Genomic DNA, 22,384 nt, shown 5'->3' with positions numbered 1-22,384 from the left:
ACACAGATTGATGAGGTTGAAGGTGACCGATACGGCTGCGAGCAGCTCCAAGGGAAGCCCCTCCGAGAAGAAGGCTCCCCGGCGCGGCTTCTTCGGACGCATCATGCTGTTCATCCGCCAGGTCCTCGCGGAGCTCGGGAAGGTCGTCACGCCCACCCGTCGGGAACTGGTTCGATTCACCATCACCGTCCTCGCCTTCGTGGTCATCATGATGCTCCTCGTGACCGCCCTGGACCTCCTGTTCGGGGCCGGCGCGGTGTGGGTCTTCGGCGACAGCTGACGCTGACCCTCCCGGGAATGCACGTTCCGGCGCGGCTGTTGTCGTGTCGGGTTGAGTACAGGCAAGCAAGACAGACTTGCGAAGAATGTCAGAAAGCAGGCGGCTAGGTGTCCGAGCAAGAACTCGAACGGCAGATCACTCCCGAAGATGGTCTGGAGAACGAGGAGTACGGGACGGAGGCGGAGGTCGATGCCTCCGACGTCGACGTGCCTGCTGAGGACTCCGACGAGTACCCCGCCGACACCGACGTCGCGGCCGAGGACGGACTCCTCGCGGACGACGCCGAACTCGATGCCGCCGACGGCGAGATCGACGCGACGGCCACCGACGCCGTGGACGAGGCTGCAGCCTCCGAAGCGGACGAGGCCGGCGACGACGCTCCGGCCGAGGACGTCCCGGCCGAGGATCCCGTCGCGGCCTTCAAGGCCCGGCTCCGCCGCCAGGAGGGTGACTGGTACGTCATCCACTCCTACGCCGGCTACGAGAACCGCGTGAAGGCCAACCTCGAGACCCGCATCCAGACCCTGGACATGGAAGATTACATCTTCGAGATCCAGGTGCCGATGGAAGAGGTCGTGGAGATCAAGAACACCACGCGGAAGATCGTCAACCGCGTGCGCATCCCCGGCTACGTGCTGGTCCGCATGGAACTCACCGACGAGTCCTGGGGTGCCGTCCGCCACACCCCCGGTGTCACCGGCTTCGTGGGCAATGCCCACAACCCGGTTCCGCTAAGCCTGTCCGAGGTGTTCTCGATGCTCGAGCACACCATCGTCCACACGGACGCCGAGTCGGGCAAGCCCGTGCAGCCGCAGTTCACCCCCGCCACCGTCAACTTCGAGGTCGGCGAGTCCGTCACCGTCAACGAGGGCCCCTTCGAGACGCTCCCGGCGACGATCTCCGAGATCAAGCACGAGTCGCAGCAGCTCGTCGTGCTCGTGTCGATCTTCGAGCGCGAGACCCCGGTCACGCTCTCCTACAACCAGGTCACCAAGATCCAGTAAAGCTTCGGCGACTCCCCGTCTGCTCGGCGGGGAAGCACCGTTCGGCCGTCACGCCATGATGGCCACCACCCCGCAGGACGCTCCTGTCCCGCGGGAACGCAATGCAAGAGAAGGACCCTTTCATGGCCCCCAAGAAAAAGGTCACCGGCCTCATCAAGCTGCAGATCAATGCAGGCGCCGCCAACCCGGCTCCTCCGATTGGTCCCGCACTTGGCCAGCACGGTGTCAACATCATGGAATTCTGCAAGGCGTACAACGCCGCGACGGAATCCCAGCGCGGAAACGTCATCCCCGTGGAGATCACGGTGTACGAGGACCGCTCGTTCACCTTCATCACCAAGACCCCGCCGGCAGCCGAACTGATCAAGAAGGCAGCAGGAGTCGCCAAGGGCTCGGGCACGCCTCACACGGTCAAGGTCGCGAAGTTGACCAACGCCCAGGTCGAAGAGATCGCCACCATGAAGATGGAAGACCTCAACGCCAACGACGTCCAGGCCGCCGCGAAGATCATCGCCGGCACCGCCCGCTCCATGGGCATCACGGTCGAGGGCTGACCACCTTCACCACCGCCCCGTCCCGCACCGTCGGACGGGCAGACCACCATTTTCACAGCACGACGACGACGCACCCCGCGGACGACGGCGTGAGTGGCAGGGCCCAGCGCGGTCCGCAGACCACGACTGCATAAGGAGAACAAGCAGATGGCACAGCGCAGCAAAGCATACAAGGGAGCTGCCGCGAAGATCGAGGCGGACAAGCAGTACGCCCCCCTCGAAGCGGTAGTCCTCGCGAAGGAGACCAATCCTTCCAAGTTCGACGCCACGGTCGAGGTGTCCTTCCGTCTCGGAGTGGACCCCCGCAAGGCGGACCAGATGGTCCGTGGCACCGTGAACCTCCCTCACGGCACGGGCAAGACCGCCCGCGTCCTGGTCTTCGCCACCGGTGAGAAGGCAGAGGCTGCGATCGCGGCCGGCGCCGACTTCGTCGGTTCCGACGACATGATCGAGAAGGTCTCGGGCGGCTGGACCGACTTCGACGCCGCGGTCGCGACCCCCGACCTCATGGGCAAGGTGGGACGCCTCGGAAAGATCCTCGGCCCCCGCAACCTGATGCCGAACCCGAAGACCGGGACGGTCACGGCGGACGTCGCCAAGGCCGTCACCGACATCAAGGGTGGCAAGATCGATTTCCGCGTCGACAAGCACTCGAACCTCCACTTCATCATCGGCAAGGTCTCCTTCGACGAGCAGAAGCTGGGCGAGAACTACGCCGCAGCGCTCGAGGAGATCCTCCGCCTGAAGCCGTCGGCTTCGAAGGGCCGCTACATCCAGAAGGCAACGGTCTCGACCACCTTCGGTCCCGGCATCTCCGTCGATCCGAGTGTCACGAAGGTCTTCACCGTCTAGGTGGACCTCCGGACAAGCCCCGCGGCCTGCGCCGCGGGGCTTTTTCGTGTCCGAGGGCAACAGTGGTTGAGGTATCCCAATCACTGACCCTATGCTGGACCGATGTTGACGATCGCCATCCGGCAACTCCCGATCCCCGCGACGCTCGACGCGGCCGGGGGCGAGGACTTCGCGCAGAGTGCCGCGGTGAGCAACGCCGTGGAGCGCGCCATCTGGGGGCACGACGACCACAGCGTGGACGCGGAGGAGCGGCTCGTGATGCTCCAGGCGACACCCGACCGCGAGTACGTGCTCGGCGTCGCGCGGGACGGCTCGGAGATCGTCGCGAACGCGCGGCTCAGCATCCCCCTGCGGGACAACCCGCAGACCGCCTTCGTACAGATCGAGGTGGCGCCCTCCCACCGCCGCCGCGGCATCGCCACCTCCCTGCTGTCCTTCGTGGAACAGGAGATGGCACACCGCGGCCGCACCATCATGATGTCCTGGAGCGACGCCCGCGCCGGGGACGAGCCGGCGGCGGATGCGCGGCTCGTCCCGCCCACCGGCGCCGGCTTCTTCCCCGCGTCCGACGCCTCCGCAATCTTCGCGCGGCGGTCCGGCTTCGACCTGGTGCAGGTGGACCGCCAGAGCGTCCTCGCCCTCGAAGACGTCGAGGACGCCCTGCGGCTCGAGCATGCGGCCCGGATCATCGGCTCAGGGCACTACGACCTCGTGGAGTGGGTGGACCGGTGCCCCGACGATCTCGTCGAGGACTACGCCCTCCTGCGCCAGAAGATGAGCACGGATCCGCCCCTCGGTGGGTTCGCGCAGGAGGAGGAGGCGTGGGACGCCGACCGCATCCGACGGGAGGAGCAGCGGACGCTGGCCGGCGGTACCTCGAGCCTCGTGTGCGCCGTGCGGCACGCTGCGAGCGGGCAGCTGGTGGGCCACACCATCCTCGAGCGTTCGGAGGCCCGTCCGGCCGTCGTCTACCAGGAGGACACCCTGGTGCTCGACGAGCACCGGGGGCACCGCCTGGGGACATGGCTCAAGGCGGCCAATCTCCGGCGCGCGCGCGACGCCTGGCCCACTGCGGAGCGCATCTACACCTGGAACGCCGAGGAGAACACGTTCATGCTCGACGTCAATGTGGCCCTCGGATTCAGGGCCTCGGGCCGGACCGCGGGCTGGCAGAAGGTGCTCGCCTGACGCCGATTTGGTCGCGCCGGGTACGTCACGTAGGCTTGAAGCACCAAAGACCGTCGGTCGATCCACCTCCACTTCCCGCGAGCGCACCCGTGCGCGACCAGGAAGAAGGACTCGGATCCGAAAGTTCCCGTGAGGGACGGCCTACGCAGGTGAACGAAGCTCCTCTCCACCGGCCTCCGCCCGTGTCGAGCACAGCCCCGTGCATCTGCGCGGGGCGTTTTTTATTGGGGCTGGAAAGCCGGCGCATATTCCCCGGAAGGAGGGTTATGGCAACGCCAACAAAGGTTTCTGCAGTGGACGAGATCACCACCGATTTCAAGGACTCCACCGCCGCTGTCCTGACCGAATACCGCGGGCTCACTGTTGCTCAGCTCAAGGAACTGCGCCGTGCCCTTGGCGCGGACACCAAGTTCTCCGTCGTCAAGAACACCCTGACCGGCATCGCGGCGAAGGAAGCAGGCATCGACGCGTTCGAAGGCCAGCTGTCCGGACCCACCGCGATCGCCTTCATCAAGGGTGACGCCGTAGCTGCCGCCAAGAGCCTCACGGATTTCGCGAAAGCCAACCCGAAGCTCGTCATCAAGACTGGAATCTTCGAGGGCAAGGCCCTCGACGCATCCGAGGTCGTCGCCCTGGCGGCCCTCGAGTCGCGTGAACTCCAGCTCGCCCGGGTCGCAGGCGTGCTCAAGGCGCCGATGTCGGCCCTGGCCCGCACCGTCGATGCCCTGCGCATCAAGCTCGAGGAGGGAAGCGGCGCTGCACCTGCAGCCGACGCCGACGCTCCTGCTGCCGAGGAAGCCGCTGCTCCTGCAGAAGCTGCCACGGAGGCTCCCGCCGAGGAAGCCGCAGCAACCGAAGCGAACTAGTTTCGCCTCGATCCATACACTCCGGTGCCGTGCACCACTAAAGGAAGGACGCCTCCCATGGCGAAGCTCACCAACGAAGAGCTCATCGAAGCTTTCAAGGAACTGTCCATCATCGAACTCTCGGACTTCGTAAAGCTGTTCGAGGAGACCTTCGATGTCACCGCTGCTGCCGTTGCAGTCGCAGGCCCCGCCGGTGGCGGAGCCGGCGAAGCCGCCGAAGAGGAGCAGACCTCGTTCGACGTCGTCCTCGAGGCTGCAGGCGACAAGAAGATCGCAGTGATCAAGGAAGTTCGCGCGCTCACCTCGCTGGGCCTGAAGGAAGCCAAGGACGTTGTCGACAGCGCCCCCAAGGCCGTCCTCGAGGGCGTCACCAAGGAAGCCGCAGACAAGGCCAAGGAGGCCCTCGAGGCCGCCGGCGCCACCGTCACCCTCAAGTAACACCCGCTGCTCCCGGGTCCGGCACACGCCGGGCCCGTCGCAGACACGAAAAAGCCCCGCTTCCGGTGAAGCGGGGCTTTTTCGTGTCTGCACCCGGATGGCCCGAACGGACCCTCAACGCCAGAGGAGCAGGGCCTCTCCCTGACCGCCGCCGCCACAGAGGCTCACGGCGGATCTCCCCGACCCGCGCCGGGCGAGCTCCATGGCTGCATGCAGCGCCAGGCGCGTCCCCGAAGCGCCGATCGGGTGACCCAGGGCGATGGCTCCGCCGTGGATGTTGCACTGCTCCAGCGGGTAGTCGAGGTCCCTGAGGGACTGGACGGCCACGGACCCGAAGGCCTCGTTGATCTCGATGAAGTCGAGGTCCGACGCCGTCCACCCGGCCCGGTCGAGCGCCTGCTTGATGGCCTCGGACGGCTGGGAGTGCAGGGTGTTGTCCGGGCCCGCGACCTGGCCCGGACGTCCGACGACGGCGAGGACTCCCAAGCCCTTCTCCTCGGCATAGGCGCGCGTGGTGACCACGAGGGCCGCCGCGCCGTCGGACAGGGGCGACGAGTTGCCGGCCGTGATCGCCCCGTCCGGGTTGAACGCCGGCCGGAGCTTCGCAAGCGACTCGACGGTCGTCGCGGGCCGGATGCCCTCGTCCGTGGTGAGGACGACGTCGTCGCCCTTCCGCTGCCGGACGGTGACGGGGACGATCTCCTCGGCGAGGACACCGCTGTCGGTAGCGGCCGCCGCGCGCTGGTGCGAGGCCGCGGCCACCGCATCCTGGGCCGTGCGGTCGATCTCGAGGCGTACGTTGCCGCGTTCCGTCGAGGCACCCATCGAGTCGTGGTCGAAGGCATCGGTCAGTCCGTCGTGGGCCACCGAGTCCAGGGCGGAGATGGAGCCGTAGTTCCAGCCCTGGCGGGAGCCGGGCAGCAGGTGGGGTCCACGCGTCATCGACTCCTGGCCCCCGGCCACCACGACACGCGCCTCACCGCTGCGGATCAGGCGGGCCGCGTCGATCACGGCCGTGAGCCCGGAGAGGCAGACCTTGTTGAGGGTGACGGCCGGGACGTTCCAGGGGATGCCCGCCTTCACGGCCGACTGTCGTGCCGGATTCTGTCCACAGCCCGCCTGCACCACGTGGCCCAGGATGACGGCGTCCACGGCGGCGGGTTCGACACCGGCCCGGTCCAGTGCGCCGGTGATAGCGAGCGCGCCGAGCTCGACGGCGGTGAAGGAGGCGAGTTGTCCGTTGAGGCGTCCGAGGGGTGTGCGGGCGCCGCCGACGAGAACGACGTCGTCGGGGGATGGCGTGGGTGTCGCCATGGCGATACTCTCTTTCGTCGTTGAAATGGTGCCGCTACAAGACTATGGCTCAGAGCTGCGGACCCCGGAGCCGGCGTCGTCAGGGGAGGTCGCGGGGGCCGGGGCCCTCGGCGCCCTGCGGGTAGAGCAGGGGGAGCTGGAGGGTGAGCCAGGGGCTGAACGCCCACGGCGTCGCGGTGACGGCCCGCACGAGTCCGGCGGCGTCGGCCCACTGGTAGTCCATGACCTCGTCGGGCAGCGGATCCACGGCGCTGTCCGCGACCGCCGTGTAGACGGGGCAGATCTCGTTCTCGACGATGCCGGACGCATCGACGGCGCGATACCTGAAGTCGGGGAGCGCGGGCCTGATGTCCCTCACGGCGAAGCCGAGCTCCTGGGCCGCACGCCGGTGGACGGCTGCCTCGAAGGTCTCCCCCGGGGCGGGGTGCCCGCAGAAGGAATTGGTCCAGACCCCGGGCCAGGCCTTCTTCGACAGGGCACGGCGCGTCACGAGGATGCGCCCGGCGTCGTCGAACACGTGCGTGGAGAAGGCGAGGTGGAGCGGGGTGTCGGGTGTGTGGACGGTCGCCTTGTCGTGCGTGCCGAGCGCGGTGCCGTCCTCGGCGAGCAGCACCACCACCTCGTGGCCCGTGCCGTCCGCCGCCGATTGCTGCATGGTGCCCGTCTCGCTGGCCATCGTGGCTCTCCTCCGCTGATCGTCCGCACACTGGGCGGAGTCCGCTGCCCCCGGCCGACCGGCCGGGCAGCCTACGCCCTGTGTTTCGTCAGCGGCGCACTATCCGTTGTTTACTTTACCTATGGACATGGACACTCTGCTGGTCGCGCCCGCCGGGCTCGAGCAGGTGGAGGGCGCCCTCGCCCGGTTCTTCGACGAGTCCAAGGTCCGCGCCGCGAAGATCGGACCCGGGTACCACGCCCTGTGGGAGACCCTCGAGCGGTGCACGGCAGGGGGGAAGCGCTTCCGGCCCCGGCTGGTGATGTCCGCCTACCAGATGCTCGGAGGCACCGACCTCGACAACGCGGCCGAGGTCGGCGCGGCCTTCGAGATGCTGCACACCGCGCTGATCGTGCACGACGACGTGATCGACCGCGACTTCATCCGCCGCGGCATCCCCAACGTCTCCGGCCGGTACCGGGCCATCGCGGAGGACGCGGGACTGTCGCCCGACGGCGCGCGCCACATCGGCTTCTCCGCGGGGGTCATCGCCGGTGACCTCGCGCTGTCCAACGCGTACCGCCTGCTCGAGCGGGCCGACGCGCCGGCTGCGACCAGGCGCCGCCTCGGCGAGATCCTCGACGAAGCGGTCTTCGCATCCGCGGCGGGGGAGTTCCTCGACATCGAGACCTCCCTGACCAGCGCGATGCCGCCGCTCGAGGACATCGTGCAGATGGCGCGACTGAAGACCTCCGTCTACTCCTTCGAGGGGCCGCTGCAGGCCGGCGCCGTGCTGGCGGGCGCGGACGAGGAGGTCATCGGCCGCCTCGGCGACTTCGGGCGCGACGCCGGGATCGCCTACCAGATCGCCGACGACCTGCTCGGTGTGTTCGGCAACGAGACGCGCACCGGGAAGACGAACTGGGGCGACCTGCGCGAGGGCAAGCGGACCGCCCTGATGTCCTATGTCGCGGCCCGTCCCGAGTGGGAGAGCATCTCGTCGCTCGTCGGGGACTCGGGGATGTCCGCATCGGACGCCGACCACGTGCGGCGCGTCCTCGTGGACAGCGGGGCGCGGGACTACTCCGTGGACCTCGCCGCTCAGTACGCCGCCCGGGCCCGCGCCCACCTCGAGTCCGACGCCGTGCCCGCCACCCTGCGCTCCGCCCTCCACCCCGTGGTGACGGCCGTCGTGGACCGGGTGCACTGAGTGGGCATCGACGACTCCCTCGCACGCTACGACGCGGCCGCGCTGAAGACCTCCGCCGAGGTGATCCGCTGCTACTCGACCTCCTTCGGGATGGCCTCGCGCATCCTGGACCGGCCGACCCGCAGCGCCATCGAGGCGGTGTACGCGCTCGTCCGGGTCGCCGATGAGATCGTCGACGGAGCCGCCGCGGGCGCCGGGCTGGCGGCGGCCGACGTCGAGAACCTCCTCGACGGTCTGGAACGCGAGACCGAGAACGCGATGGGCACCGGCTACAGCGCCAACCTCGTGGTGCACGCCTTCGCCATCACCGCCCGCGCGACAGGCATCGGGGTGGACCTCACCAGGCCCTTCTTCGCCTCGATGCGGGCCGACCTCACCCAGCGCGAGCACACCCCGGAATCCTTCGCGCTGTACGTCTACGGGTCCGCCGAGGTGGTCGGGCTGATGTGCCTGCGGGCCTTCCTCGTCGACCGCCCGGTGACGGCGGCGGAGGACGCCGTGCTCGTCGACGGGGCCAGGCACCTCGGCGCCGCATTCCAGAAGATCAACTTCCTGAGGGACCTCGCCGAGGACTTCTCGACCCTCGGGCGCAGCTACTTCCCGGGGATCCGCCCCGGCAGCTTCTCGGAGGCCGACAAGATCAGGCTCCTCGACGACATCGACGAGGACCTGCGCATCTCGGCTGCAGCGCTCCCCGGGCTGCCCCCCACCCCCCGACGGGCCGTGGCGCTGGCGCAGGGCCTGTTCACCGAGCTCGCGGCCAGGCTGCGCCGCACCCCCGCGGAGGACCTCCTCCGGGCGCGGATCCGGGTCCCGAACCCGGTCAAGGTCCGCATTTTTGCCCGAGCTTTCACCGGTCGCGCGGTACCGGAACCTGCCGCGCAGGAGAGGACGGCATGACACCTCAGGACAGCGGTACACGCGTGGGCGCCAGGGACGTCGTCGTGATCGGCGGCGGGATCGGCGGTCTGGCGACGTCGGCCCTGCTGGCACGGGAGGGCCACAGCGTCACCCTGCTCGAGAAGCGCGGACAGGTCGGTGGCCGCGCGGGCTCGTGGGAGCAGGACGGCTTCCGCTTCGACACGGGCCCCTCCTGGTACCTGATGCCGGAGGTGATCGACCACTTCTTCAAACTGATGGGCACGAGCGCCGCCGAGCAGCTTGAGCTCGTGAAGCTCGATCCCGGCTACCGTGTGGTCTTCGAGGCCGGGGGAGCGGTCGACGTCCCGGCCGAGCGCGAGGCCGTGACGAAGCTCTTCGAGTCCCTGGAGGCCGGCGCCGGCGAGCAGCTGTCGAAATACCTCGACTCCGCCGAGGACGCGTACGAGATCGCCAAGCGGCGCTTCCTCTACTCGACCTTCCAGTCCTTCCTCCCGTTCCTCCGGCCGGACGTCCTGCGCAGGCTCCCGAGGATCGGTTCGCTGCTCCTGCAGCCCCTGCAGTCCTTCGTGGAGAAGCGCTTCAAGGACCCACGCATCCAGCAGATCCTCGGCTATCCCGCGGTCTTCCTCGGCAGCTCACCCTTCGACGCGCCGAGCATGTACCACCTCATGAGCCACCTCGACCTCGACGACGGGGTGCTCTACCCGATGGGCGGGTTCACCACGCTCATCGATGCCATGCGCCGCGTCGCGACGTCCGCCGGCGTCGAGATCCGCACGGGCGCCGACGTCGTGTCGATCGACACCGAGGCCCGCACACCCGGGCGGTCCCCGATCGACCGGCGGACGGCGACGGTCCGCGGCGTCACCTACCGCGCGGACGGTACGACGACGTCGATCGGCGCGGACATCGTCGTGTCCGCCGCGGACCTCCACCACACCGAGACCACGCTGCTGCCGGCGGACCTGCAGACCTACCCGGAGACGTACTGGGACAAGCGCGTTCCCGGGCCCAGCGCCCTGCTGCTGTACCTGGGCGTGCGGGGCGGGCTGCCGCAGCTCGAACACCACACGCTGCTGTTCACCACGGACTGGCGCGACAACTTCGGACGCATCTTCGGCAAGGAGACCTCGGTGCCCTCGCCGGCGTCGCTCTACGTCTGCCGCCCCAGCGCGACCGACGGATCCGTGGCCCCCGAGGGACACGAGAACGTCTTCGTGCTCGTGCCCATCCCGGCCGATGTCACGATCGGCAGGGGCGGCGTGGAGCGCGGGGGAGACGCGCGGGTCGAGGAGCTCGCGGACACCGTCATCGGGCAGATCGCCGAGTGGGCCGGCATCCCGGACCTCGCCGAGCGCATCGTGGTCCGTCGCAGCTACGGCCCCCAGGACTTCGCCGACGACCTCAACGCGTGGCGCGGCACCTCCCTCGGGCCGGCGCACATCCTGAAGCAGAGCGCGTTCTTCCGCGGCTCGAACCGCAGCGCCAGGGTGGGGAACCTGTTCTACGCGGGGAGCTCGACCGTCCCCGGCATCGGGATCCCCATGTGCCTCATCAGCGCGGAGCTCATCGTCAAGCGGCTGCGGGGTGACACCAGTACGGGCCCGCTGCCGGAGCCTGCCGCCGGCTAGGAACGGCTCCTGCCGCCGGCTGGTACCGGCCGGTCTTCCTCCCCACCAGGCGTGGCGGGCTTGACGCATGAAGGGGGAGAGGGGTATTGGACTTTTCGCTGCGCGTGCCGTAACGTAGTTCTTTGCGTCTTCCCTCTAAACCTCAGCCTTCATATAGCGGTGGGCTTTGCTCTGCTCTCGTCGTTTAACCTGGCCACATGGTGGGGTTCACGCGGGCGGACTCTGGTGAGCACTGAGATCCCCGCAGCATACTGCGGTGGCGGTGCTGAGGCGAAAGCGCTGACAAGCCTGACGGTCTGTGGAAGGATCCCTCTTGGTCGCCCCGAGCACCTCTAATAATGCAACCGCTACCAGCCAGGTCGACGCCGACGGCGCCGCACCCCGGCTCTCATTCGCAAAGATTCACGAACCGCTTGAAGTTCCCAATCTTCTCGCCCTCCAGACGGACAGCTTCGACTGGCTCGTCGGCAACGAGCGCTGGAAGGCCCGCGTTGAGGAAGCGCTGGAAAAGGGACTGCAGGGTCTGGCCACCACCTCCGGGCTGGCCGACATCTTCGAAGAGATCTCCCCGATCGAGGACTTCCAGGGCACCATGTCCCTGAGCTTCTCCGAGCCGGAGTTCGCCGACCCCAAGTACACGATGGCCGAGTGCAAGGATCGCGACGCGACCTACTCCGCCCCGCTGTACGTCAAGGCCGAGTTCATGAACAACAACACGGGCGAGATCAAGCAGCAGACCGTGTTCATGGGTGACTTCCCCCTCATGACCGACAAGGGCACCTTCGTCATCAACGGCACCGAGCGCGTCGTCGTGTCGCAGCTCGTCCGTTCGCCGGGTGCCTACTTCGAGCGCACCGCCGACAAGACCAGCGACAAGGACATCTTCAGCGCGAAGATCATCCCGTCGCGCGGTGCCTGGTTCGAGCTCGAGATCGACAAGCGCGACCAGGTCGGCGTCCGGCTCGACCGCAAGCGCAAGCAGTCCGTCACCGTGCTCCTCAAGGCGCTCGGCTGGACCGAGGGCCAGATCCTCGAGGAGTTCGGCCAGTACGACTCCATCCGCGCCACCATGGAGAAGGACGCGACGGAGACCCGCGAGGACGCCCTCCTCGACATCTACCGCAAGCTCCGTCCGGGCGAGCCCCCCACGGTCGAGGCTGCCCAGACCCTCCTGGACAACCTGTACTTCAACCCGAAGCGCTACGACCTGGCCAAGGTCGGCCGGTACAAGATCAACCGCAAGCTCGGGATCGACAAGGACCTCACCGATTCCGACGCCTCGGTGCTCAACATCGACGACATCGTCGCGATGATCAAGTTCCTGGTCGCCCTGCACGCCGGTGACAAGACCCTCGGCGGCAAGCGCGACGGCGAGGACGTGGAGCTCCGCGTCGAGGTCGACGACATCGACCACTTCGGCAACCGCCGCATCCGCGCCGTGGGCGAGCTCATCGAGAACCAGGTCCGCACCGGCCTGTCCCGCATGGAGCGCGTCGTCCGCGAGCGGATGACCACCCAGGACGTCGAGGCCATCACGCCGCAGACCCTGATCAACATCCGCCCCGTCGTCGCCGCGATCAAGGAGTTCTTCGGAACCTCCCAGCTGTCGCAGTTCATGGACCAGAACAACCCGCTCGCCGGCCTGACGCACAAGCGTCGCCTGTCCGCGCTGGGCCCGGGTGGCCTGTCCCGTGACCGTGCAGGCATGGAAGTCCGAGACGTCCACCCCTCGCACTACGGCCGCATGTGCCCCATCGAGACCCCTGAAGGCCCGAACATCGGCCTCATCGGTTCGCTCGCCTCGTACGGCCGCATCAACGCGTTCGGCTTCATCGAGACCCCGTACCGCAAGGTCGTCGACGGCATCGTCACCGACCAGATCGACTACCTGACCGCCGACGACGAGGTGGAGCGCCTCATCGCCCAGGCGAACGCGCCCCTCGACGCGAACAGCACGTTCACCGAGGACATGGTCCTCGTGCGGACGCGTGGTGGTTCCGGTGAGCCCGTGCTCGTCGAGCCCGCCGAGGTCGAGTACATGGACGTCTCCCCGCGCCAGATGGTGTCCGTCGCGACCGCGATGATCCCGTTCCTGGAGCACGACGACGCCAACCGCGCCCTCATGGGTGCGAACATGCAGCGCCAGGCCGTGCCCCTGCTCCGTTCCGAGCGTCCCCTCGTGGGCACCGGCATGGAGAAGAACGCAGCCGTCGACGCCGGTGACGCCGTCACCGCGACGAAGGCGGGCGTGGTCAAGGAGGTGTCCGCCGACCTGGTCGGCGTCCTCAACGACGACGGCACGGAGACGAACTACCCGATCATGAAGTTCGCCCGCTCGAACCAGGGCAACGCGTACAACCAGCGCGTCCTGGTCTCCGAGGGCGACCGCGTCGAGTACAACACGATCATTGCCGACGGTCCCTCCACGGACCAGGGCGAGCTCGCGCTCGGCAAGAACATGCTCGTGGCGTTCATGTCCTGGGAAGGTCACAACTTCGAGGACGCGATCATCCTGTCGCAGCGCATCGTCTCCGACGATGTCCTGACGTCCATCCACATCGAGGAGCACGAGGTCGATGCCCGCGACACCAAGCTCGGTGCCGAGGAGATCACCCGCGACATCCCGAACGTCTCCGAGGAGGTCCTCGGCGCGCTCGACGAGCGCGGCATCATCCACATCGGTGCCGAGGTCGAAGCCGGCGACATCCTCGTCGGCCGTGTCACCCCCAAGGGTGAGACCGAGCTGACCCCCGAGGAGCGACTGCTGCGCGCCATCTTCGGCGAAAAGAGCCGCGAAGTCCGCGACACCTCGCTGAAGGTCCCCCACGGCGAGTCCGGCACGGTCATCGGTGTTCGCATCTTCGACCGCGACAACGACGACGAACTGCCCCCGGGCGTCAACCAGCTGGTCCGCGTCTACGTGGCACAGAAGCGCAAGATCACGGACGGTGACAAGCTCGCGGGCCGCCACGGCAACAAGGGCGTCATCTCCAAGATCCTCCCGATCGAGGACATGCCGTTCCTCGAGGACGGCACCCCCGTCGACATCGTCCTGAACCCGCTCGGTGTTCCCGGACGCATGAACGTCGGCCAGGTGCTCGAGATCCACCTCGGCTGGGCAGCCAAGCAGGGCTGGAAGATCGAGGGCGAGCCGGAGTGGCTCAAGAACCTCCCGAACCTCCCCCGGGAGATCTCCTCGACCACCGTCGCAACCCCCGTGTTCGACGGCGCCACCGAGGACGAGATCGTCGGCCTGCTCGGTTCCACGAACGTCACCCGCGACGGAGAGCGCCTCATCGGCGAGTCCGGCAAGGCGCGCCTGTTCGACGGTCGCTCCGGCGAACCCTTCCCGGATCCGATCTCCGTCGGCTACATGTACATCCTGAAGCTCCACCACCTGGTGGACGACAAGATCCATGCGCGCTCCACCGGCCCGTACTCGATGATCACGCAGCAGCCGCTGGGTGGTAAGGCGCAGTTCGGCGGACAGCGCTTCGGTGAGATGGAAGTGTGGGCCCTCGAGGCCTACGGTGCGGCCTACACGCTGCAGGAACTCCTGACCATCAAGTCGGACGACATCCACGGACGCGTCAAGGTGTACGAGGCCATCGTCAAGGGCGAGAACATCCCCGAGCCGGGCGTTCCCGAGTCCTTCAAGGTCCTCATCAAGGAAATGCAGTCGCTCTGCCTGAACGTGGAAGTCCTCTCCACCGACGGCACCACGATCGAGATGCGTGACTCGGATGAAGAAGTCTTCCGGGCCGCGGAGGAACTGGGCATCGACCTCTCACGGGCCGAGCCGAGTTCTGTCGAGGAAGTCTAGGTTTCACCCCGTCGAACCGGTGTTCGAACGCGGCCAACGAAATTTCCGGCGGCCGCGGACGGCCTTGAAATATTGAAGGCCGCTTCCTCGAACACCGGTCCGGCGCAGGGCCTGGACCCCCGCCGCACCCATAAGACTTCAAGAATTTAGAGAACAAAGAGAGAACAGGGACCCTATGTCCAGCGAATCCTCCTTCGGCCTCATGCGAATCGGCCTTGCCACCGCGGACGAAATCCGCGGCTGGTCTTACGGCGAGGTCAAGAAGCCGGAAACCATCAACTACCGCACCCTCAAGCCCGAGAAGGACGGCCTCTTCTGCGAGAAGATCTTCGGCCCTTCCCGTGACTGGGAGTGCTACTGCGGCAAGTACAAGCGCGTGCGCTTCAAGGGCATCATCTGCGAGCGCTGCGGCGTCGAGGTCACCCGTGCCAAGGTGCGCCGCGAGCGCATGGGCCACATCGAGCTCGCCGCTCCCGTGACGCACATCTGGTACTTCAAGGGCGTTCCCTCGCGCCTGGGTTACCTCCTCGACCTGGCACCGAAGGACCTCGAGAAGGTCATCTACTTCGCCGCCTACATGATCACCTCGGTCGACGAGGAGAACCGCCACGCCGAACTGCCGAACCTCCAGGCCGAGCACGACCTCGAGAAGAAGCAGATGACGGACCAGCGCGACGCCGACATCGCCGCGATCGCCAAGGACCTCGAGGACGAGCTCGCCCGTCTCGAGGGTGAAGGCGCCAAGGCTGCCGACAAGAAGAAGGCCCGCGACTCGGCCGACCGCCAGATGGCGAACGTCCGCAAGCGTGCCGACGCCGACATCGAGCGCCTCGTCCAGGTGTGGGACCGCTTCAAGAGCCTCAAGGTCGCAGACCTCGAGGGCGACGAAGGACTCTACCGCGAGCTGCGCGACCGCTACGGACTGTACTTCGAGGGCTCCATGGGCGCCGAGGCGATCAAGAAGCGCCTCGAGAACTTCGACATGCCGGCCGAGGCCGAGCTGCTGCGCGACATCATCCAGAACGGCAAGGGCCAGCGCAAGACGCGTGCCCTGAAGCGCCTCAAGGTGGTCAACGCGTTCCTGACGACGACCAACAGCCCGCTGGGCATGGTCCTCGACGCCGTGCCGGTGATCCCGCCGGAACTGCGCCCCATGGTCCAGCTCGACGGCGGCCGTTTCGCGACGTCTGACCTCAACGACCTGTACCGCCGCGTCATCAACCGCAACAACCGCCTGAAGCGACTGCTCGACCTCGGTGCACCCGAGATCATCGTGAACAACGAGAAGCGCATGCTGCAGGAAGCGGTCGACTCCCTGTTCGACAACGGCCGCCGTGGCCGTCCCGTCACCGGACCGGGCAACCGTCCCCTGAAGTCCCTCTCGGACATGCTCAAGGGCAAGCAGGGTCGCTTCCGCCAGAACCTCCTCGGCAAGCGCGTGGACTACTCGGGCCGTTCGGTCATCGTCGTCGGCCCGCAGCTGAAGCTGCACCAGTGCGGTCTGCCCAAGCAGATGGCCCTGGAGCTCTTCAAGCCGTTCGTGATGAAGCGCCTGGTGGACCTCAACCACGCGCAGAACATCAAGAGCGCCAAGCGCATGGTCGAGCGTTACCGCCCCCAGGTGTGGGACGTCCTCGAAGAGATCATCACCGAGCACCCCGTGCTGCTGAACCGCGCACCCACCCTGCACCGGCTCGGCATCCAGGCGTTCGAGCCGCAGCTGGTCGAAGGCAAGGCCCTCCAGCTGCACCCGCTGGTCTGTGGTGCGTTCAACGCGGACTTCGACGGCGACCAGATGGCAGTCCACCTGCCGCTGAGCCCCGAGGCCCAGGCCGAGGCGCGCATCCTGATGCTCTCCTCGAACAACATCCTGAAGCCGTCCGACGGCCGTCCGGTCACCCTGCCCTCGCAGGACATGATCATCGGTCTGCACCACCTCACCACCAAGCGTGAGGGGAGTGCCGGCGAAGGCCGCGTCTTCACCAGCCCGTCCGAGGCCATCATGGCCCACGACTCCGGTGAGCTGCACCTGAACTCGGTCGTCCGGATCCGCGTCCCCAACTTCGTACCCAGCGCCGACATCGCTGCGCCCGAGGGCTGGGAGCCCGGTACCCCTGCACTGATCGAGACCTCCCTCGGACAGGTCCTGTTCAACGACACCCTCCCCGAGGACTACCCCTGGGTGGAGAAGGTCGCCGACAAGGGCCAGCTCTCGACGATCGTCAACGATCTCGCGGAGCGCTACCCGAAGGTCGTCACGGCCGCCACGCTGGACAACCTGAAGGACGCCGGTTTCTACTGGGCCACCCGCTCGGGCGTCACCGTCGCCATCTCGGACATCTCCGCGCCGATCAACAAGGCCGGCATCATGGAGGGCTACGAGACGCAGGCCGCCAAGGTCCAGTCGCAGTTCGACAAGGGCCTCATCGCCGACGAGGAGCGCCGCCAGGAGCTCATCGACATCTGGAACAAGGCGACCAACGAGGTCGCCGCGTCCATGCGCGCCGCGATGCCGAAGGACAACACCATCAACCGCATGGTGTCCTCCGGTGCCCGTGGTAACTGGCTGCAGGTCCGCCAGATCGCCGGTATCCGTGGCCTCGTGGCCAACCCCAAGGGTGAGATCATCCCTCGTCCGATCAAGTCCTCGTACCGCGAGGGCCTGTCGGTCCTGGAGTACTTCATCGCGACGCACGGTGCCCGTAAGGGCCTCGCCGACACCGCCCTGCGTACGGCCAACTCGGGTTACCTGACCCGACGCCTGGTCGACGTCTCGCAGGACGTCATCGTCCGCGAGGACGACTGCGGCACCGAGCGCGGCCTGAAGGTCACGATCGCCGTACCGAACGCCGACGGCGAGCTGGTGCTGCACGAGGAGGTCGAGAACTCGGCATACGCCCGTACGCTGGCCACCGACGTCGTCGACTCCAAGGGCGAGGTGCTCGCTGCCGCGGGCTCCGACGTCGGAGACGTGCTCATCGGTGAACTGTTCGAGGCCGGTATCTCGGACATCAAGGTGCGTTCCGTGCTCACCTGCGAGTCCAGTGTCGGAACGTGTGCGCTCTGCTACGGCCGGTCGCTCGCGACAGGCAAGACCGTGGACATCGGAGAGGCCGTCGGCATCATCGCCGCGCAGTCGATCGGTGAGCCCGGCACGCAGCTCACCATGCGTACCTTCCACACCGGCGGTGTCGCCTCCGCGGAGGACATCACCCAGGGTCTGCCCCGTATCCAGGAGCTCTTCGAGGCGCGTACACCCAAGGGTGTCGCCCCGATCTCCGAGGTCGCAGGGCGCGTCACCATCGAGGATGCCGAGAAGCAGCTTCGCCTGGTGGTCACCCCCGACGACGGCTCCGAGGAGATCGCGTACCCGGTCCTGCGCCGTGCGCGCCTGCTGGTCGCCGACGGCGAGCACGTCGAGGTCGGGCAGCAGCTCGTCTTCGGCGCGGTCGACCCGAAGCAGATCCTGCGCATCCTCGGCCCCCGCAAGGCCCAGGAGTTCCTGGTCGACGAGGTGCAGCGCGTGTACCGCAGCCAGGGTGTGGGCATCCACGACAAGCACGTGGAGGTCATCGTCCGCCAGATGCTGCGTCGCGTCACCGTGATCGAGTCCGGCGAGTCGGACCTGCTCCCCGGTGAGCTCGCCGAGCGTCGCCGCTTCGAGGACGAGAACCGCCGCGTGGTGTCCGAGGGCAAGAAGCCGGCCTCAGGCCGGCCCGAGCTCATGGGTATCACCAAGGCGTCGCTCGCCACCGAGTCGTGGCTGTCGGCCGCTTCCTTCCAGGAGACCACGCGTGTCCTCACGCAGGCCGCCATGGAAGGCAAGAGCGATCCGCTGCTCGGCCTCAAGGAGAACGTGATCATCGGCAAGCTCATCCCGGCCGGTACCGGTCTGGACCGCTACACGAAGGTCACGGTCGAGCCCACCGAGGAAGCCAAGGCGAACCTGTTCACCGGTCCGAGCGCGTTCAGCGACTTCGACTACGCCGGTGTCGAGGGCGGCCTGAGCCCCGAGTTCCACGCCATCCCGCTGGACGACTACGACATGGGCAACAGCGACTTCCGCTGATCCCGACTGTCGACGGAAAGGCCCCGGACCTCCTGGTCCGGGGCCTTTCCCGTCCCCTCGCGGGGTCCCCACCATGCGGGGGAGCGGCCGGCGGGAGGGCCCTCCGCCGATCTCTGGTAGACTTGACAGCAATTGTTTGTGTGGCAGTGGATCGGCGTTGAGAAACGTATCTCCGTGTTGTACGTAAGTTGTACAGCGAATGCCACATTTTCGCACGCCTACAGTCGTTCTGCGGCAGTTCGTTGGTAGGCGAAGCGCCAAACGACTGATGATCCCGATCCCCGGACGGAGCGGCCCTGCGAAGGCGCCGCGACCGCGGATTCGGGCGACAGAGAACACTTCAGACATTACGGAGAACACGAAAGTGCCTACGATCAACCAGCTGGTCCGTAAGGGCCGGACACCTAAGGTCTCCAAGACCAAGGCGCCCGCACTGAAGGGCAGCCCCATGAAGCGCGGCGTCTGCACCCGCGTCTACACGACCACCCCCAAGAAGCCGAACTCGGCTCTCCGCAAGGTCGCCCGCGTGCGCCTCAACGGTGGCATCGAAGTCACCGCCTACATCCCCGGCGTAGGTCACAACCTTCAGGAACACTCCATCGTGCTCGTGCGCGGCGGTCGTGTGAAGGACCTCCCCGGTGTCCGCTACAAGATCGTCCGTGGCGCACTGGATACCCAGGGCGTGAAGAACCGCAAGCAGGCTCGCAGCCGCTACGGCGCAAAGATGGAGAAGAAGTAATATGCCACGTAAGGGCCCGGCCCCGAAGCGGCCGCTCGTTGTAGATCCCGTCTACGGCTCACCCCTGGTCACGCAGCTGATCAACAAGGTGCTCGTCGACGGCAAGAAGTCCACCGCAGAGCGCATCGTCTACGGTGCCCTCGAAGGTGCTCGCGCCAAGTCCGGCGGCGACCCCGTCGCAGCCCTCAAGAAGGCCATGGACAACGTGAAGCCGACCCTCGAGGTCCGCTCACGCCGTGTCGGTGGAGCCACCTACCAGGTCCCCGTCGAGGTCAAGCCCGGTCGTTCGACCGCCCTGGCCCTTCGCTGGCTCGTCGGCTACTCCAAGGCCCGTCGCGAGAAGACGATGACGGAGCGCCTCCAGAACGAGATCCTCGACGCTTCCAACGGTCTCGGTGCCGCAGTCAAGCGCCGCGAGGACACGCACAAGATGGCCGAGTCGAACAAGGCCTTCGCACACTACCGCTGGTAGCAGATCTGCCGGCCGGACCGTCACCCCACCAGGGCCGGCCCGGCCGGCGGTCCAGCAGAACTCCATTCTCGTCATAAGGGAGACACCGTGGCACAGGACGTGCTTACCGACCTCAACAAGGTCCGCAACATCGGCATCATGGCCCACATCGATGCCGGCAAGACCACTACTACCGAGCGCATCCTGTTCTACACGGGTGTCAACCACAAGATCGGCGAGACGCACGACGGCGCCTCCACCACCGACTGGATGGAACAGGAGAAGGAGCGCGGCATCACGATCACGTCCGCCGCCGTCACCTGCTTCTGGGAGAACAACCAGATCAACATCATCGACACCCCCGGGCACGTCGACTTCACCGTCGAGGTCGAGCGCTCACTGCGCGTCCTCGACGGCGCCGTCGCCGTGTTCGACGGCAAGGAGGGCGTCGAGCCCCAGTCGGAGACCGTCTGGCGTCAGGCCGACAAGTACGAGGTCCCCCGCATCTGCTTCGTCAACAAGATGGACAAGCTGGGCGCGGACTTCTACTTCACCGTCGACACGATCATCAGCCGCCTGGGCGCCAAGCCCCTCGTGCTGCAGCTCCCCATCGGTGCCGAGAACGACTTCATCGGCGTCGTCGACCTGCTCTACATGCGTGCCCTCGTGTGGCCCGGCGATGCCAAGGGTGACGTGACCATGGGTGCGAAGTACGAGATCCAGGAAATTCCGGCGGACCTCCAGGCGAAGGCCGAGGAGTACCGCGCGACGCTCGTCGAGACCGTCGCCGAGTCGTCCGACGAGCTCATGAACAAGTACCTCGAGGGTGAGGAGATCACCATCGAGGAGCTGAAGGCCGGCATCCGCAAGATGACGATCAACTCAGAGCTCTACCCGATCCTCTGCGGCTCCGCGTTCAAGAACCGCGGTGTGCAGCCGATGCTCGACGCCGTCATCGACTACCTGCCCTCGCCCCTCGACGTCCCCCCGATGATCGGCCACGATCCCCGGAACGAAGAGGTCGAGCTGACGCGCAAGCCCAGCACGGAGGAGCCCTTCTCCGCACTCGCGTTCAAGGTCGCCACGCACCCCTTCTTCGGGCAGCTGACCTTCATCCGCGTGTACTCCGGCCAGATCTCGGCCGGCACGCAGGTGACGAACTCCACGAAGACCAAGAAGGAGCGCATCGGCAAGCTCTTCCAGATGCACGCCAACAAGGAGATTCCCGTCGAGGAAGCCCTTGCCGGCCACATCTATGCCGCGATCGGCCTGAAGGACACCACCACCGGTGACACCCTGTCCGACTCGGCGAACCAGATCGTCCTCGAGTCCATGAGCTTCCCGGAGCCCGTGATCTCGGTGGCCATCGAGCCGAAGACCAAGGGTGACCAGGAGAAGCTCTCCACCGCCATCCAGAAGCTCTCGGCCGAGGATCCCACCTTCCAGGTGTCCCTCAACGAGGACACCGGGCAGACGATCATCGCCGGCATGGGCGAGCTCCACCTGGACATCCTGGTGGACCGCATGCGCCGCGAGTTCAAGGTCGAGGCGAACGTCGGCAAGCCCCAGGTGGCCTACCGCGAGACCATCAAGCGCGCCGTCGCCAAGCACGACTACACGCACAAGAAGCAGACCGGTGGTTCGGGCCAGTTCGCGAAGATCCAGATCGCGATCGAACCGCTGGACACCGCCGAGGGCGAGCTCTACTCGTTCGACAACAAGGTCACCGGTGGACGCGTGCCCCGCGAGTACATCCCGAGTGTCGATGCAGGCATCCAGGACGCGCTCAACGACGGCGTCCTCGCCGGCTACCCCGTGGTCGGCATCAAGGCGACGCTGCTCGACGGCGCGTACCACGACGTCGACTCCTCCGAGATGGCCTTCAAGATCGCCGGTCGCATGGCGTTCAAGGAAGCCGCCCGGATGGCTCAGCCCGTACTGCTCGAGCCGCTCATGGACGTCGAGGTCCGCACCCCTGAGGAATACATGGGTGAAGTCATCGGTGACCTGAACTCCCGCCGTGGCCAGATGCAGTCCATGGAGGATGCAAGCGGCGTCAAGGTCATCCGCGCCCACGTGCCCCTCTCGGGCATGTTCGGCTACATCGGTGACCTGCGGTCGAAGACCCAGGGTCGTGCCGTGTACTCGATGCAGTTCGACAGCTACTCGGAGGTCCCGAAGGCAGTGGCCGACGAGATCATCCAGAAGACGCGCGGCGAGTAGTACCCCTCCCGGAAGCGGGACCACGGGGAGCGAGGGCCGGCCTGTCCCAGGGCAGGCCGGCCCTCCTCCCCAGCTGCAGGACCAGTCGGACCGGCAGTGCAGAGCAATTTCATCAAAACCAAAAGCCCCCAGTAGACTTGCATGAGTTTCAGCTGCGAAAAGCGCGGCTGGGAAGCAGATCTTCTCAAACGTTCTAGGAGGAACC

17 protein-coding genes are annotated in these 22,384 nt (G+C 66.9%); 15 read left to right on the top strand and 2 right to left on the bottom strand.

Going from position 1 to position 22,384, the window contains the following annotated elements:
* The first annotated feature begins 22 nt into the window (after nt 1-22).
* The 7 genes from secE (at nt 23) to rplL (ending at nt 5,182) form a co-directional block, all read left to right on the top strand.
* Nucleotides 23-280 carry a preprotein translocase subunit SecE gene (secE, locus tag ACX80L_RS01045; protein ID WP_244185840.1) on the top strand — a complete coding sequence of 86 codons (258 nt, stop codon included), beginning with the start codon at nt 23-25 and terminating at the stop codon, nt 278-280.
* A gap of 107 nt (nt 281-387) precedes the next feature.
* Entirely contained in the window at nt 388-1,284 is an 897-nt protein-coding gene (gene nusG / locus ACX80L_RS01040) for a transcription termination/antitermination protein NusG (protein ID WP_459267181.1), read from the top strand.
* A gap of 122 nt (nt 1,285-1,406) precedes the next feature.
* Nucleotides 1,407-1,838, top strand: a complete 432-nt coding sequence (rplK, locus tag ACX80L_RS01035; RefSeq protein WP_087030133.1) for a 50S ribosomal protein L11 — start codon at nt 1,407-1,409, stop codon at nt 1,836-1,838.
* Between the two features lie 147 nt (nt 1,839-1,985).
* Complete coding sequence (rplA, locus tag ACX80L_RS01030; protein ID WP_133082398.1) at nt 1,986-2,690, top strand: 50S ribosomal protein L1; 705 nt, start codon at nt 1,986-1,988, stop codon at nt 2,688-2,690.
* A gap of 102 nt (nt 2,691-2,792) precedes the next feature.
* On the top strand, nt 2,793-3,878 hold the full coding sequence (locus ACX80L_RS01025; protein ID WP_459287127.1) for a GNAT family N-acetyltransferase: 1,086 nt from the start codon (nt 2,793-2,795) through the stop codon (nt 3,876-3,878).
* A 266-nt stretch (nt 3,879-4,144) separates the two neighbouring features.
* Nucleotides 4,145-4,744 (top strand): 50S ribosomal protein L10, encoded by a 600-nt coding sequence (gene rplJ, locus ACX80L_RS01020; protein ID WP_133082400.1) that lies wholly within the window; start codon nt 4,145-4,147, stop codon nt 4,742-4,744.
* Between the two features lie 57 nt (nt 4,745-4,801).
* Nucleotides 4,802-5,182 carry a 50S ribosomal protein L7/L12 gene (rplL, locus tag ACX80L_RS01015; protein ID WP_133082401.1) on the top strand — a complete coding sequence of 127 codons (381 nt, stop codon included), beginning with the start codon at nt 4,802-4,804 and terminating at the stop codon, nt 5,180-5,182.
* Nucleotides 5,183-5,296: 114 nt separating this feature from the next.
* Here rplL and ACX80L_RS01010 read toward each other — a convergent pair whose 3' ends face one another.
* Both ACX80L_RS01010 and idi read right to left on the bottom strand, forming a co-directional pair.
* Entirely contained in the window at nt 5,297-6,496 is a 1,200-nt protein-coding gene (locus ACX80L_RS01010; protein WP_459287125.1) for an acetyl-CoA C-acetyltransferase, read from the bottom strand.
* 79 nt (nt 6,497-6,575) lie between these two features.
* Entirely contained in the window at nt 6,576-7,172 is a 597-nt protein-coding gene (gene idi / locus ACX80L_RS01005; protein ID WP_244185839.1) for an isopentenyl-diphosphate Delta-isomerase, read from the bottom strand.
* Between the two features lie 121 nt (nt 7,173-7,293).
* Between idi and ACX80L_RS01000 the strand changes: the two genes are divergently transcribed.
* From ACX80L_RS01000 to fusA, 8 genes are all read left to right on the top strand, one after another.
* Nucleotides 7,294-8,361: a polyprenyl synthetase family protein gene (locus ACX80L_RS01000; protein WP_133082403.1), complete on the top strand. Its 1,068-nt coding sequence runs from the start codon at nt 7,294-7,296 to the stop codon at nt 8,359-8,361.
* Nucleotides 8,362-9,261: a phytoene/squalene synthase family protein gene (locus ACX80L_RS00995; protein WP_244185837.1), complete on the top strand. Its 900-nt coding sequence runs from the start codon at nt 8,362-8,364 to the stop codon at nt 9,259-9,261.
* Nucleotides 9,258-10,874, top strand: a complete 1,617-nt coding sequence (gene crtI, locus ACX80L_RS00990; protein WP_459287122.1) for a phytoene desaturase family protein — start codon at nt 9,258-9,260, stop codon at nt 10,872-10,874. Before ACX80L_RS00995 ends, crtI begins: the two co-directional genes overlap by 4 nt.
* 313 nt (nt 10,875-11,187) lie before the next feature.
* Entirely contained in the window at nt 11,188-14,697 is a 3,510-nt protein-coding gene (rpoB, locus tag ACX80L_RS00985) for a DNA-directed RNA polymerase subunit beta (RefSeq protein WP_133082405.1), read from the top strand.
* Nucleotides 14,698-14,872: 175 nt separating this feature from the next.
* On the top strand, nt 14,873-18,766 hold the full coding sequence (locus ACX80L_RS00980; protein WP_133082406.1) for a DNA-directed RNA polymerase subunit beta': 3,894 nt from the start codon (nt 14,873-14,875) through the stop codon (nt 18,764-18,766).
* A 364-nt stretch (nt 18,767-19,130) separates the two neighbouring features.
* A complete protein-coding gene (gene rpsL / locus ACX80L_RS00975) occupies nt 19,131-19,505 on the top strand; it encodes a 30S ribosomal protein S12 (RefSeq protein WP_043440593.1) in 375 nt (124 codons plus the stop codon).
* Between the two features lies 1 nt (nt 19,506).
* The gene (rpsG, locus tag ACX80L_RS00970) at nt 19,507-19,977 is read left to right on the top strand and encodes a 30S ribosomal protein S7 (RefSeq protein WP_043440595.1); all 471 of its coding nucleotides are present in this window, start codon (nt 19,507-19,509) and stop codon (nt 19,975-19,977) included.
* A gap of 87 nt (nt 19,978-20,064) precedes the next feature.
* Nucleotides 20,065-22,179, top strand: a complete 2,115-nt coding sequence (gene fusA, locus ACX80L_RS00965) for an elongation factor G (RefSeq protein ID WP_133082407.1) — start codon at nt 20,065-20,067, stop codon at nt 22,177-22,179.
* Nucleotides 22,180-22,384: the final 205 nt, after the last annotated feature.

The sequence above is a fragment of the Arthrobacter sp. MDT1-48-3 genome (assembly GCF_054511015.1).
Note: the sequence above shows the minus strand (reverse complement) of the source record. Positions and strands in the feature narration are given on the sequence as shown.

Coding starts and splice junctions, on each gene's coding strand:
- rplK (WP_087030133.1), top strand. CDS start 1,407: ATGGCCCCCAAGAAAAAGGTCACCGGCCTCATCAAGCTGCAGATCAAT.
- rplA (WP_133082398.1), top strand. CDS start 1,986: ATGGCACAGCGCAGCAAAGCATACAAGGGAGCTGCCGCGAAGATCGAG.
- ACX80L_RS01025 (WP_459287127.1), top strand. CDS start 2,793: ATGTTGACGATCGCCATCCGGCAACTCCCGATCCCCGCGACGCTCGAC.
- rplJ (WP_133082400.1), top strand. CDS start 4,145: ATGGCAACGCCAACAAAGGTTTCTGCAGTGGACGAGATCACCACCGAT.
- rplL (WP_133082401.1), top strand. CDS start 4,802: ATGGCGAAGCTCACCAACGAAGAGCTCATCGAAGCTTTCAAGGAACTG.
- ACX80L_RS01010 (WP_459287125.1), bottom strand. CDS start 6,496: ATGGCGACACCCACGCCATCCCCCGACGACGTCGTTCTCGTCGGCGGC.
- idi (WP_244185839.1), bottom strand. CDS start 7,172: ATGGCCAGCGAGACGGGCACCATGCAGCAATCGGCGGCGGACGGCACG.
- ACX80L_RS01000 (WP_133082403.1), top strand. CDS start 7,294: ATGGACATGGACACTCTGCTGGTCGCGCCCGCCGGGCTCGAGCAGGTG.
- crtI (WP_459287122.1), top strand. CDS start 9,258: ATGACACCTCAGGACAGCGGTACACGCGTGGGCGCCAGGGACGTCGTC.
- ACX80L_RS00980 (WP_133082406.1), top strand. CDS start 14,873: ATGTCCAGCGAATCCTCCTTCGGCCTCATGCGAATCGGCCTTGCCACC.
- rpsG (WP_043440595.1), top strand. CDS start 19,507: ATGCCACGTAAGGGCCCGGCCCCGAAGCGGCCGCTCGTTGTAGATCCC.